Consider the following 12,647-nt stretch of genomic DNA (forward strand, 5'->3'; position numbering starts at 1 on the left):
GCCTCAGCCCTGGCCGGCGGGGGACGTGGCGTCCTGCGCCTCCTGGCGCTTGCGGGCCCGGTACGCGGCGACGTTGGCGCGGGTCGCGCACCGGTCGGAGCAGTACCGCCGGGAGCGGTTGGTGGAGGTGTCCAGGTAGGCGTTGCGACAGGGCGAGGCCTGGCAGATGCCCAGCCGGTCGGCGCCGAGCTCGGTCAGGTGGACGGCCAGCCCCATGCAGGCGACGGCGCTGAAGTGCGCGGTGGCGGTCGGCGAGTTGTCGGCGAGGTGCAGGTGCCAGCGCGGCCGCCCGGCGTCGTCCAGGTAGTCGTGCCCGGAGACCAGCGGGCTGACCGGGTACTCCATCAACAGGCTGTTCAGCAGGTCGACGCCGCGGACCTCGTCCCCCTCGGCGGCGGCCTCGAACACGCCGCGCAGCCTGGTCCGGACGGCCCGCAGCCGGGGCAGGTCCGACTCGTCGGCGAGCGCGGCGGCCCGTGACGACTCCGAGAACAGCCCCCGCACCGCGTCCACCGAGGTCAGCGCGTCGGTGCCGCGCTCGGGCTCCTCGGTGTTCACCAGCCGGACGGCCAGATCGGCGTACGAGGCGAGCTCCACGGTGGTCCTTCCAAACATCGGTAACGGGCTGACTGCTTCCAGCCTATTACCCGGGTGGGGAAAACGTCGGCGCCCGGCAGGACGGGCCTGCCGGGCGCCGGGGATCGGCGGGCTCAGAGCACCTTGGAGAGGAACGCGCGGGTGCGTTCGTGCTGGGGGTCGGTGAGGACGTCGCGCGGGTTGCCCGCCTCGACGACCACGCCGCCGTCCATGAACACCAGGGCGTCGCCGACCTCGCGGGCGAAGCCCATCTCGTGGGTGACCACGACCATGGTCATGCCCTCCTCGGCGAGGCCGCGCATGACGTCGAGGACGTCACCGACCAGCTCCGGGTCGAGCGCCGAGGTGGGCTCGTCGAAGAGCATCAGCTTCGGCTTCATGGCCAGCGCGCGGGCGATCGCGACGCGCTGCTGCTGGCCGCCGGAGAGCTGCGACGGGTAGTTCTTGGCCTTGTCGGCCAGCCCGACGCGCTCCAGCAGGGCCATCCCGCGCTCCCGGGCCGCGGCCCGGCTCTCGCCCTTGACCTGGACCGGCGCCTCGATGACGTTGTCTATGGCCGTCATGTGCGGGAACAGGTTGAAGCGCTGGAAGACCATGCCGATGTCGCGGCGCTTGAGCGCCACCTCGCGGTCCTTGAGCTCGTAGAGCCGGTCGCCGCGCTGCTGGTAGCCGACCAGCTCGCCGTCGACCCAGAGCCGGCCGGCGTTGACCTTCTCCAGGTGGTTGATGCACCGCAGGAAGGTCGACTTGCCGGAGCCGGACGGGCCGATCAGGCAGAACACCTCGCCCTGCTTGACCTCCAGGTCGATGCCCTTGAGCACCTGCACGGTGCCGTAGGACTTGTGCACGTCCTCGGCCCGGACCATCGGGTTGCCGGCCGCGGCGGTGCTGTCGGTGGCCTTGGTCAGATCGGTCATACGTGACCACCTCCCTCGATCCCGGGGACCACGTCGGCCGTGGTCTTCGGAGTGCGCTTCCCGGCGAAGAGCCCCCGCAGGCGCTGCAGCGGGGTGGGCGGGAGGGTCCGGTTGGAGCCGCGGGCGTAGTGCCGCTCGATGTAGTACTGCCCGATGGTCAGCAGTGAGGTGAAGAACAGGTACCAGAGGCTGACCACGATCAGCAGTGGAATGTTCTGGTAGTTCCGAGAGTAGATCACCTGGCCGGCGCGGAAGATCTCCTCCAGGGAGATGACCGAGACCAGCGAGGTGGTCTTGAGCATCGAGATGGTCTCGTTGCCGGTCGGCGGGATGATCACCCGCATGGCCTGCGGGAGCACGATCCGCCGCATGGTCTGGAACCGGCTCATGCCCAGCGCGTGCGAGGCCTCGGTCTGGCCCTCGTCGACCGACTGGATGCCGCCGCGGACGATCTCGGCCATGTAGGCGGCCTCGTTCAGGCCGAGGCCGAGCAGGGCGGCGACGAAGGTCGGGATCAGCACGTTGGTGGACGCGGACCAGAACTCCGGCCCCCACGGCACGCCGATCGAGAGCTTGGCCCAGATCAGGCCGAGGAAGTTCCAGAACACCAGCTGCACCAGCACGGGGGTGCCGCGGAAGATCCAGATGTAGACCCAGGCGGTGCCGGAGAGCAGCGGGTTCGGGGAGAGCCGCATCACCGCGAGGATGATGCCGCCGACCACACCCATGATCATGGCGAGCGCGGTCAGCTCCAGCGTGACGAGCATGCCGTGCACGATGCTGTCGTGGAAGAGGTACTTCCCGACGATGTCCCACTTGAAGGCGGGGTTGGTGAAGAGGGCGCTCAGCAGCATCGCCGCGAGCAGGGCGATGACGACTGCGCCCGCCCAGCGTCCGGGGTGGCGGACCGGGACGGCCTTGATGGTCTCAGGCCGTCCCTTCTCCGCCTTCCCCTTGTCCAGAGAGTTCACGGTGTGGCCTCGGGGGAGAGAGAGCGGCGGACGGTCAGCTGACGGCGCCGTTGAGGGTGGACTTGTCGAGCGCACCGGCCTCGACGCCCCACTTGGTGAGGATCTGCTTGTACGTGCCGTCGTCGATCAGCGACTGCACCGCGGCCTGCACGGCCGGGGCGAGCGCCGAGCCCTTGGCGACCGCGACACCGTAGGGGGCGGAGTCGTAGGTGGCGCCGAGCTTCTCCAGCTGTCCGCCGGACTGCTTGATGGCGTAGTCGACGACCGGCGAGTCGGCCATCATCGCCTGGTCGCGGCCGGAGACCACCGCGTTGGTGACGTCGGTCTGCAGGTCGAACTTGTCGCCGTCGTTGACGATGCCCGGCTTGCCGGCCTTGACGCAGGCGGGGTTGCGGGTGTCGGTGATCTCCTGGGCCTGGGTGGTGCCCGTCTGGACGGCGATCTTCTTGCCGCAGAGGTCGTCGGCGTTGATCTTGTCCGGGTTGCCCTTCTTGACCGCGATCGCGCTGCCGGCGTTGAAGTAGGTGACCAGGTCGACGGTCTGCTCGCGCTCCTTGTTGTCCGTGAGGGACGACATGCCGAGCTGGAACTTGTTCGACTGGATGCCGGGGATGATGGCGGTGAACTGGGAGTCCTGGACGTCGGCCTTGAGCCCGAGCTTGGCGGCGATGGCGTTGGCCAGCTCGACGTCCATGCCGACGATCTTGCCGTTGTCGTCCTTGAACTCGTTCGGCGCGTAGGAGGCGTCCGTGCCGACCACGACCTTGCCGGCCGACTTGACGTCCGCGGGGACGAGCGCGGCGAGCTTCTCGTCGGCCTTGACCTCGTTGACGGTTGCGGAGGCGTTCGGGGCGCTGCTGCCCCCGTCGCTGCTGCCGCTGCTGCCACAGGCGGTCAGGGCGAGCGAGAGTGAGGCGACAGCCACGCCGGCCGCGAGGAATCGGTTGCGCTGGGTACGGACGGTCATGAGGGGGATCTCCTCCTGATGGAGAGGTCGGGCGGAGCGCGCCGCGGGGGAGCGGCACACCGGGACAGCGGGCCGTACGGCGCTGTACGGGTGGTGTTTTCGCTGTACGTCGTACGGCAGAGCCGGTCGTTCATGGCCTGGGCAGGGAGGTCGCGCAGGGTGGTGCCAGTAGTGCTTCCGCCACCCTCCGCCGAGGTGGACGTTGATCGAACCGCCTCGACCAGTGGTCGGCTCGATCCGAGATGGGGGGAATCCTGCCATCTCATGACAGTCGGGTGGCCCTCATTCAGATCAAAATCGGATAACGAGGGGGCGCGCTGTCCGCTATTCGGACGAATACCGTGGCCCTGTCACCCTGCGTATAAGTATGCAGATCTCCCTGCGCTCTGCCCGGAGGCCCGCCCGGTGGCTCGGGGGATTGGTCCGCCCGCGCGGCAGCGGGCCGGATCCCGCCCGGATCCGGCCCGCCCGCGTCCCCCTCCGCCCCGCTCAGATCCCGCCGTTGACCACCGCGTTCTGGGCCGCGCCCGCGGAGACGTTCCACTTGGCGAGGATCTTGTCGTACTCGCCGCTGCGGATCAGCTGGTCCACCGCCTTGGAGAGGGCGTCGCGCAGCTCGGTGTCCTCCTTGCGCAGGGCGATGCCGTACGGGTTGGACTTGGACTGGGCGCCGGTGACCTCGAAGCGGTTGCCGCCGTCGGTGGTCTTCGCCGCGTAGGCGGCCACCGGGAAGTCGTTCAGGCCGGCCGCGGCGGCGCCGGAGGCGACCTCGGCCAGCGCCTTGGCGTCGCTGTCGAACTTGTGCACGGTGAGCGGCTTGCCGGCGCGGGAGCAGGCGGTCACCTGGCGGCCGATGATCTCGTCCTGGGTGGTGCCCTGCTGGACCGAGACCACCCGGCCGCAGAGGTCGTCCAGGGTGTGGATGCCCTTGGGGTTGCCCTTCGGGACGGTGATCGAGCTGCCGGCGATGAAGTAGTCCACGAAGTCGACGCCGGGGTCCGTCCGGGTGCCCGCGTCGTCGACGCCCTCGCGGCGCTGGCGGATGTCGCTCAGCGCGGACATCGCCACGTCGAACTGCTTGCCGTGCAGGTTCGGTATCAGCTTGGCGAAGGGGGTGTCGACGATCTCGATCCGCAGGTCGAGGATCTTGCCGAGGCCGTTGGCGATGTCCGGGTCGAGGCCGTCGGGCTTGCCGTCGGTGCCGCGGAAGTCCACCGGCGCGTAGTTGAGGTCCGACCCGATCCTGAGCACACCGGCGCTGCGCTGGGCCTTCGGGACCATGCCGCGGGCCGTCTGGACGGGGTCCTTCGCGGGCTCCTCACCGCCGCCGCAGCCGGTCAGCAGCAGGGTTCCGGCGGTGGCCAGGGTGAGGGCGGCGGCGGCCGGGCGTCGCGGGTGGCGGCGGTGGTGCATGAGGGTGCTCCTGTGGGAGGAATGGGGTGGCGCCGCGGCGTCGCGGGGGTGTACGCGAGATGGCGGAACACCGGATCCTCCCATCCCTCCCTGCCGGGCCCGGCGGCGGGTGTGTCAGAATTCGGTACCGGGTGACCCCCGGTGCTTGAACCCAGACCGCCGAGTCGAGACAGGCTCGGGGTGCGAAGGAACGGAAGTCCACGACGCGGACTCCGTATCCGAGGCACCGGCTCCCCTTCGTGTCTGCGTTCACTCCTGCGGGTAGCGCGCGTTTCCGCCGTTGCCGCCTCCGGAGTCCGGCGCTTCCGAAGCCGGGCCCGTCAAGAGGCCGCATTGGGGATGAAATGTGCGTGACGAGGACGAAAAGGCATAGGTGCGATGCCATCGTCCGACCTACGCTCGGCCCGGAAGCACAACGCAGACAACTGGACAAAACCCTCATCCGAGGGCGCGGCCCGACGGCGGCGCCCCGACCCCGCCCACCCCGGGTCCGCCTCGGCGTACCCGGTTTCGGGCTTCCGCCGGGTCGCCAGCCCGTCGGTCCGTGTCCTCGCTGATCAATGACGAAGAGGTCATCGTGGCAGCGGAGATCATTCACAGCAGCACGCAGGACACCGACGATCCCGTCGACGCCGTTTTCGCGCTCCACCGCGGCGGCAAGATGGAGGTCCGGGCGACCGTTCCGGTGCGCGACGCGGACGACCTGTCCCTCGCGTACACCCCCGGTGTGGCCCGGGTCTGCACGGCCATCGCCGAGCAGCCCGAGCTGGTGAACGACTACACCTGGAAGGCCAACACGGTGGCCGTGGTCACCGACGGCACCGCCGTGCTGGGCCTCGGTGACATCGGCCCGGAGGCCTCGCTGCCCGTGATGGAGGGCAAGGCCATCCTGTTCAAGCAGTTCGGCGGGGTGGACGCCGTCCCGATCGCGCTGGCCTGCACCGACGTCGACGAGATCGTCGAGACCGTCGTCCGGCTCGCGCCCTCCTTCGGCGGCGTGAACCTGGAGGACATCTCCGCCCCGCGCTGCTTCGAGATCGAGCGCCGGCTCCAGGACGCCCTGGACATCCCGATCTTCCACGACGACCAGCACGGCACCGCCATCGTCACCACCGCGGCGCTCTGGAACGCCGCCCGGGTGACGGGCCGGGAGATCGGCGCGCTGCGGGCCGTCATCTCCGGCGCCGGCGCGGCCGGCATCGCCATCGCCAAGATGCTGGTGGCCGCCGGCATCGGCGACGTGGCGGTCTGCGACCGGCGCGGCGTGGTGTACGAGGGCCGCGGCGACCTCACCGACGTCAAGGCCGAGATCGCGGCGCTCACCAACCGCACCGGCGTCAAGGGCTCGCTGGCCGACGCGCTGGCCGGTGCCGACGTCTTCATCGGCGTCTCCGGCGGCACCGTGCCGGAGGAGGTCGTGGCCACCATGGCCGAGGGCGCGTTCATCTTCGCGATGGCGAACCCGACCCCGGAGATCCACCCCGAGGTCGCGCACAAGTACGCGGCGGTCGTCGCCACCGGTCGCAGCGACTTCCCGAACCAGATCAACAACGTGCTGGCCTTCCCCGGCATCTTCGCCGGCGCCCTGCAGGTCCGGGCCACCCGGATCACCGAGGGCATGAAGCTGGCCGCCGCCAAGGCGCTGGCCGGCGTGGTCGCCGACGAGCTGACCCCGCAGAAGGTGATCCCCTCGCCGTTCGACGAGCGGGTCGCCCCGGCGGTCACCAAGGCCGTGGCCGAGGCCGCCCGCGCCGAGGGCGTCGCCCGGCGCTGACGCCGTCGGTGGGGAGCGCGCCCGACAGGGGGCGCTCCCCCCGGGAGCCCACGGCGGGCCCCGGCCCCCCGGGGGGAGCGACCGGGGCCGCCGGCCCCGGGACACGCGTCACACCCACACGTGGTTCCCGGCCCGCGGCGCCGCCGCTATCGTCCGGGGCATGTTTGCTGCCTACGCCGCACGAATCGACGCCGACGACCCGCTGAGCGGGCTGGAGCTGGGCGAACTCCCCGAACCGCAGGCGCGCCCCGGCTGGAGCGTCGTCACGGTCAGGGCCGCCAGCCTCAACCACCACGACCTGTGGTCGCTGCGCGGGGTCGGCCTGCCGGCCGGGAAGCTGCCGATGATCCTCGGCTGCGACGCAGCCGGGACGGACGAGCACGGCAACGAGGTGGTCGTCCACTCGGTGATCGGCCAGAGCGGCCACGGCGTCGGGCCGGACGAGCCGCGCTCCATCCTGACCGAGCGCTACCAGGGCACCTTCGCCGCGCAGGTGGCCGTCCCCACCTGGAACCTGCTGCCCAAGCCCGCCGAGCTGAGCTTCGAAGAGGCCGCCTGCCTGCCCACCGCGTGGCTGACGGCGTACCGGATGCTGTTCACCAACGCCGGGGTGCGGCCGGGCGACACCGTGCTGGTGCAGGGCGCCGGCGGCGGCGTGGCGACCGCGCTGATCGTCCTCGGCAAGGCCGCCGGCCTACGGGTCTGGGTCACCGGCCGGGACGAGGCCAAGCGGGCCCGGGCCGTCGGGCTCGGGGCCGACGCGGCCTTCGAGAGCGGCGCGCGGCTGCCCGAGCGGGTCGACGCCGTGATGGAGACGGTCGGCGCGGCCACCTGGGCGCACTCGGTGAAGGCCCTGCGGCCCGGCGGCACCATCGTCATCTCGGGGGCCACCTCGGGCCCCAGCCCGAAGACCGCCGAGCTGAACCGGATCTTCTTCCTGGAGCTCAAGGTGGTCGGCTCGACCATGGGCAGCAAGGAGGAGCTGGCCGGGCTGCTCTCGCTCTGCGCCACGGCCGGCGTCCGGCCGGTGATCGACTCGGTGCTGCCGCTGGCCGGGGCCCGGGACGGCTTCGCCCGGCTCGCCGGGGGCGACGTCTTCGGGAAGATCGTGCTGACCCCGTGACCCCGTGACCCGACGGGGCTGCCCGGCCCCCGTACGGCGCGCGCGGGCCCGGCACCCTCCCCCCGGAGGAGTGCCGGGCCCGCGCCGCAACCGGTCAGCCCAGCAGCCTCCGCAGCCGCTCGCCCGCCGTGCCGAGCACCGCGCGGGCCTCGGCCAGCCCGTCGGCCGTGACACCGCCGTCCCGGGCCGCGTCGCGGACCTGGTCCCGGAAGCGGTCGAGCAGCCGCTCCAGCTCCCGGGCCGGCTCGCCGGCCGGGTCGGTGGCCGCCCACTGCGGCAGGTCGGCGGGGGCCCCGGCCTGCTCGTCCTTGTCCAGGTCGATCCGGGTGACGGTGACCTTCTCGGCGGGCGCCGTGCGCTCCTCCGCCGGGTGTCCCCAGCGGGCCGCGTCGGCCAGCCCGGCCAGGCCCTTGGTCAGCTCGGAGAGGCCCTCGGCCAGCCCGGTCGGCCAGTCCCCGCGGGCCGCGTGGTCGCGCACCTGCTGCTCGACCCGGCGCTTGATCCGCAGGGCCTCCTGCTGGGCCGCCGTCCGGGCCGCCCTGGACTGCTCGCGCAGCCGGCGGGCCTCCTCCTCGGCGGCCTTCGCCTTGGCCTTGGCCGCCTTCTCCTGCTCCTTGGCGCGCTTGGCCTGCTCCCTGGCCTGCTTCTTGAACTGGGCGAACTCGTCCTTGGCGCGCTGCCAGGAGTCCTTGTCCCCCCACGGGCCGGCCCACGGGTCGCCGTCCCCGGTGCGCTCCTGCGGCTGAGCCTGCTTCGCCGCGCCCCAGAGCTCCTCGCGGAGGTCCTTGGCGCTGTCCCGGACGTCCTCGCGGATCGCCCCGGCGAGCTGGGCCACCGAATCGCGGATCTCCAGCTCCAGCTCGTCCAGCTCGCCCCCGCGGGCCTCCAGCTCGGCGCGCCCCGCGTCGGTGAGCCGGTAGACCTTGCGGCCGCCCTCGGTGCTGTGCGCGACCAGGCCCTCCTGCTCCAGCTTGGCGAGCCGCGGGTACACGGTGCCGGCCGAGGGCGCGTAGAGGCCCTGGAACCGCTCCTCCAGGAGGCGGATCACCTCGTAGCCGTGCCGCGGGGCCTCGTCGAGCAGCTTCAGCAGGTAGAGCCGGAGCCGGCCGTGGCCGAAGACGGGGCTCATCTCATGCCTCCTTGGTGAGGTCGGGGCCCTTGGGCAGGTCGGGGCCGGCCGGCAGCTCCTTGACGACCACCGGGCCGTCGTCCTCGGCGTCGGGGCGGCGGACCACGGTGACGGCGCCGGAGACGGTGGTCACCGAGAGGTTGCCCTTGCCGTCGCCGAGCTGGCCGGAGAGCCGCTTGGCCCCCCAGGTGCCGCCGACCTTCAGCTGTTCGAAGGTGCTGGAGATGTCGCCGCTGTTGGTGCCGGCCTCGACCTTGGTGTCGGCCAGCGAGGGGAGCCGGACACCGACCGGGCCGCTGACCGTGGTGACCTTGATGTCGGTCGGGGTGAGCACGTCGAGGTCCAGGGTGACCGCGCCGGTGACGGCGTTGATCTGCACCTTGTCGGCGGTGCCGGCGAGCACGGTGAGCCCGCCGGAGACGGTGTTCAGCTTGAGCAGGCCGGCGACCGACTGGGCGTCGACGTCGCCGGTGACGGTGTTGGCGGACGTCCGGCCGGTCAGGCCGACCAGGGTGACGTCGCCGTTGGCGGTCTGCGCCGAGACGTGCTCGGTGAAGCCGGAGACGGTGGCGCCGGCCGAGACGGTGCCGACCTTGACCTCGGTGGCGGCGGGCACGGTCAGGGTGACGGCGGCCTTCCGCTTGCGTTTGAAGGAGGAGAAGAAGCCCTTCACGGACTCGACCGACTTGAGCACGTCGCCGAAGTCGCTCCAGCTGCTGAGGTCCTGGTAGGTGACCGTCAGCACGCCGTCCACGAGCGTGACGTGGAGCGGCTCGCCCTGGAGTTCGGTGACCTCCAGGCGGGCCGGGCCCTCGGCGGCGACCACGTTCACGGTGCCGTCGATGATCCGCACCTGGAGCGTCCGGATCTCCTCGTCGATGGTGATCCTGTCGGGCCCCTCGACCGTCCACTGGCTCATGTCTGCCGCCTCCCGTTGTGACTCGCGATGTATCGCGTTCTCTTCTAAAGACGATATATCGCGTGACGGCGAAGTCAAGGGATCCGGCCCGGAGGCCGACCCGGAGCCGTCCCGGACGCACCCCCGAGGCGTCCCCTACGGGGAGCACGCGAAGGGCCCGGGAGGCGGCTGCCTCCCGGGCCCTGCTCAACTGCGGTCTACCGCGTCACTCGTCGTCCTCGTCGTCGAGCCGGGCCAGCCAGGTGGCCAGCCGCTCGACCGGGATCTCGAAGTCGGGGTTGAGGTCGACGAACTCGCGCAGGCGCTCGGCCAGCCACTCGAAGGTGACCTCCTCGTCGCTGCGCCGGTTCGCCAGCTCCTCGATGCCGCGGTCGGTGAAGTACACGGTTCACTCCGGTCCGGTGGGGATTCGATCCGGTCAGGATAGTCCGGGACCGCAGGCCCTAGCTCGCCCGCCAGGTGCTGATGGTGATCTTGGCGGTGCCGGTGGTGGAGTCGGCGACCTCGACCACGCCGACGGCGATGTTGCGGGTGATGCGGTCGCGGATGCAGAGCAGCCGGCCGGGCGCGACCCGGTTGAAGGACAGGTCGGTGTCGGGGCGGGAGTCGATCGCGACGGCGCACTGCTCGGGCGTGACGGCGGCCTCGGTGATCACCGCGAAGTCCGACTTCTCGTCGCCGTAGCTGGTGAAGGCGTTGGCCTTGTTGCTGCTGCCGGAGGCCATCACCCCCAGCCCCCACTTGAGGTCGGTGCCGCGCGGCACGACGGTGCCGGCGTCCAGGTCGATCCGGTAGGACTCCGAGGAGTACTCGGCCCCGGGGATGGCGAGCGGCTTCTTGTCGAGCAGCGGGGTGTACCCGGTCGGGCGGGCCGGCGCCGTGATGCCGTTGCCCGCGGACTTGGACGGCGAGGGCGCGGCCGTGACGGGGGCGCTGGTGGCGCTCGGGGGCGCGCTCGGCGGGCTGCTCGCCGTGACCGGGGCGGCGGCCGGGGTGGTCGGGGCGGGGGCCGGGCCCCCGGTCGAGGCGCTGTTCGCCTTGTCCTTCGAGTCCTTGTCCATCTGCTTGACCAGCACGATGCCGCCCGCCGTCCCGCCGAGCGCCATCACCAGGGCGACCACCAGCAGCACCTTCCAGGAGACGCCCCTGCGCCGCGGCTCGGGCGCCGCCGCAGGGGCGTCCGTCACCACCGGGCCGGGCGGCGGGGTGTCGTAGGACGGCGGCTCCTGGCGCAGCTGCACGGTCGGCGGCGAGGGCAGCACCGGCCCGGTCGGGGCCTCGTGGCCGGGCTGCGGGGCGCCGTACGCGCCGATCGGCGGCGGGGCGAAGCCGGGCGGCGGGGTGACCGGCTGCGGCCGGGGGGTGCCGAGGTCGGGCGCGCCGAAGGAGGGTGCGGTGGCCGGGTGGGTCGGCTGCGCGAGGGGCGGCGGCGGAACGGTGGGCGGGCCGCTCGGGGGCGTGGCCGGGGCGGCCGGCGCGGTGGCGGGCGCGGCCGGCAGCGGGGTCGGCGGGGTCCGCGGCAGGTCCGAGCGGCGGGTGATCTCGGTGTTGACCTGCCGGGGCAGCCAGTCCTCGGTGAACCGCAGCTGACCGCCGACCGACGGGTGGTTGCGGGCGATCTCGATGATCTCGGCGGGCTTCGGCCGGTCCTCGGGGGACTTGGCCAGGCAGCGCAGGACGAGCTCGCGCAGGTCGGCGGGGACGGCCTCCAGCTCGGGCTGCTCGTGCACCACCCGGTAGAGCACGGCGGTGTCCGGGCCGTCGCCGAACGGCGCGGTGCCGCCGGCCACGTAGGCGGCCAGCGCGCCGAGCGCGAAGACGTCGGTCGCCGGGGTGACGGCGCGGCCCTGGGCCTGCTCGGGGGACATGAAGGCGGGCGAGCCGATCCGGTAGCCGGTGCCGGTCAGCGCGGTGGCGTCGGCGGCCCGGGCGATGCCGAAGTCGATCACGCGCGGGCCGTCGCCGGCCACCAGCACGTTGGCCGGCTTGAGGTCGCGGTGCACCACCTCGACGCTGTGGATCGCCTGCAGCGCCTCGGCGATGCCGCCCATCAGCAGCAGGACGGTGCGCACCGGCAGGGCGCCGTTCTCCCGCACCACCTGCTGCAGCGACGGGCCCGGGACGTAGGCGGTGACCAGCCACGGGGCCTCGGTGTCCAGGCCGGAGTCGATCACCTGGGCGGTGTAGAGCCCGTGGATCCGCTGGGCGTTGGTGACCTCCTGGGCGAACCTGCGGCGGAACTCGCCGTCCTCGGCGAACTCCGGGCGGACCACCTTGAGGGCCACCGGCCGGCCGCCCGGGGTGTACGACAGGTAGACCCGGCCCATGCCGCCGGCGCCGAGCCGGGCGAACAGCCGGTAGCCGCCGACCTCCCGCGGGTCGTCCGGATGCAGCGGCTGGAAGACCGGCGGGAGCGGCGAGGAGGCGGCGTCCCGTGGTGTGTCGGCGGTCATGCGGTGGTCCCCCTGGGAGAGCGGTGAGGTCGTCGTCCGGCCGGCGCGGGGGCGGTGACGGGCTCCCGGGCGGCGGTCTGGCGAGGCATAACCTATCGATCCGTCAGGTGGTCCTGCAGGTCGGCCCGGTTTTGGTTGCAGAGCTGCGACCTTGGCATGGCGGCGCCGTGAAGCGGGCGGGCGATCCGGCAGATGCCGTTCCGGGATTGGTGGAACCCGACAACACGGCCGATGCGTCACGGAGTTGCCCGGATCGCCGCCGGAAGGGGAGCGCGTGTCGGCTCCGAAGGTTCGGCATGCGCAGCCGCGAGGTGGCCGACTCCGTGCGGGAGTACCACCGGACGCTCCGGGCGTCCGGCCCGCCCCGGCCGTGAAACGGCGGAG

The 12,647-nt window shown here is 72.3% G+C and carries 11 protein-coding genes; 2 read left to right on the forward strand and 9 right to left on the reverse strand.

All coding sequences use genetic code 11. From position 1 onward, the window contains the following. Positions 1 to 3: 3 nt before the first annotated feature. From OH807_RS25790 to OH807_RS25810, 5 genes are all read right to left on the reverse strand, one after another. Positions 4 to 597 (reverse strand): CGNR zinc finger domain-containing protein, encoded by a 594-nt coding sequence (locus tag OH807_RS25790; RefSeq protein ID WP_406211181.1) that lies wholly within the window; start codon positions 595 to 597, stop codon positions 4 to 6. A gap of 113 nt (positions 598 to 710) precedes the next feature. Beyond that, on the reverse strand, positions 711 to 1,514 hold the full coding sequence (locus tag OH807_RS25795; RefSeq protein WP_406202994.1) for an amino acid ABC transporter ATP-binding protein: 804 nt from the start codon (positions 1,512 to 1,514) through the stop codon (positions 711 to 713). Next, complete coding sequence (locus OH807_RS25800) at positions 1,511 to 2,485, reverse strand: amino acid ABC transporter permease (RefSeq protein WP_406202996.1); 975 nt, start codon at positions 2,483 to 2,485, stop codon at positions 1,511 to 1,513. The genes OH807_RS25795 and OH807_RS25800 overlap by 4 nt, the downstream gene beginning before the upstream one ends. 34 nt (positions 2,486 to 2,519) lie before the next feature. After that, the gene (locus tag OH807_RS25805; protein ID WP_406202998.1) at positions 2,520 to 3,452 is read right to left on the reverse strand and encodes an ABC transporter substrate-binding protein; all 933 of its coding nucleotides are present in this window, start codon (positions 3,450 to 3,452) and stop codon (positions 2,520 to 2,522) included. 489 nt (positions 3,453 to 3,941) lie between these two features. Then, on the reverse strand, positions 3,942 to 4,865 hold the full coding sequence (locus OH807_RS25810; RefSeq protein WP_406203000.1) for an ABC transporter substrate-binding protein: 924 nt from the start codon (positions 4,863 to 4,865) through the stop codon (positions 3,942 to 3,944). 577 nt (positions 4,866 to 5,442) lie between these two features. Between OH807_RS25810 and OH807_RS25815 the strand changes: the two genes are divergently transcribed. Together OH807_RS25815 and OH807_RS25820 are read left to right on the forward strand one after the other, a co-directional pair. Beyond that, positions 5,443 to 6,639 carry an NADP-dependent malic enzyme gene (locus OH807_RS25815; protein WP_406203002.1) on the forward strand — a complete coding sequence of 399 codons (1,197 nt, stop codon included), beginning with the start codon at positions 5,443 to 5,445 and terminating at the stop codon, positions 6,637 to 6,639. 160 nt (positions 6,640 to 6,799) lie between these two features. After that, positions 6,800 to 7,762 (forward strand): zinc-binding dehydrogenase, encoded by a 963-nt coding sequence (locus tag OH807_RS25820; RefSeq protein ID WP_406203004.1) that lies wholly within the window; start codon positions 6,800 to 6,802, stop codon positions 7,760 to 7,762. Between the two features lie 94 nt (positions 7,763 to 7,856). Here OH807_RS25820 and OH807_RS25825 read toward each other — a convergent pair whose 3' ends face one another. The 4 genes from OH807_RS25825 to OH807_RS25840 all read right to left on the reverse strand — a co-directional run bounded on the left by OH807_RS25825 (position 7,857) and on the right by OH807_RS25840 (position 12,263). After that, positions 7,857 to 8,891 (reverse strand): PadR family transcriptional regulator, encoded by a 1,035-nt coding sequence (locus OH807_RS25825; protein WP_406203006.1) that lies wholly within the window; start codon positions 8,889 to 8,891, stop codon positions 7,857 to 7,859. A 1-nt stretch (position 8,892) separates the two neighbouring features. Continuing rightward, positions 8,893 to 9,810, reverse strand: coding sequence for a DUF4097 family beta strand repeat-containing protein (locus OH807_RS25830; RefSeq protein ID WP_406203008.1), 918 nt, complete (start codon positions 9,808 to 9,810; stop codon positions 8,893 to 8,895). Between the two features lie 205 nt (positions 9,811 to 10,015). Next, entirely contained in the window at positions 10,016 to 10,195 is a 180-nt protein-coding gene (locus OH807_RS25835; RefSeq protein WP_387945089.1) for a DUF6104 family protein, read from the reverse strand. 58 nt (positions 10,196 to 10,253) lie between these two features. Then, positions 10,254 to 12,263, reverse strand: a complete 2,010-nt coding sequence (locus OH807_RS25840) for a protein kinase domain-containing protein (RefSeq protein WP_406203011.1) — start codon at positions 12,261 to 12,263, stop codon at positions 10,254 to 10,256. Positions 12,264 to 12,647 lie beyond the last annotated feature (384 nt).

This window comes from Kitasatospora sp. NBC_01560 (assembly GCF_045208415.1).
GTDB lineage: Bacteria > Actinomycetota > Actinomycetes > Streptomycetales > Streptomycetaceae > Kitasatospora.

Excerpts from the sequence above, each read along its gene's own strand:
- OH807_RS25805 (WP_406202998.1), bottom strand. The coding sequence starts at position 3,452 with ATGACCGTCCGTACCCAGCGCAACCGATTCCTCGCGGCCGGCGTGGCT.
- OH807_RS25825 (WP_406203006.1), bottom strand. The coding sequence starts at position 8,891 with ATGAGCCCCGTCTTCGGCCACGGCCGGCTCCGGCTCTACCTGCTGAAG.
- OH807_RS25830 (WP_406203008.1), bottom strand. The coding sequence starts at position 9,810 with ATGAGCCAGTGGACGGTCGAGGGGCCCGACAGGATCACCATCGACGAG.
- OH807_RS25820 (WP_406203004.1), top strand. The coding sequence starts at position 6,800 with ATGTTTGCTGCCTACGCCGCACGAATCGACGCCGACGACCCGCTGAGC.
- OH807_RS25810 (WP_406203000.1), bottom strand. The coding sequence starts at position 4,865 with ATGCACCACCGCCGCCACCCGCGACGCCCGGCCGCCGCCGCCCTCACC.
- OH807_RS25840 (WP_406203011.1), bottom strand. The coding sequence starts at position 12,263 with ATGACCGCCGACACACCACGGGACGCCGCCTCCTCGCCGCTCCCGCCG.
- OH807_RS25795 (WP_406202994.1), bottom strand. The coding sequence starts at position 1,514 with ATGACCGATCTGACCAAGGCCACCGACAGCACCGCCGCGGCCGGCAAC.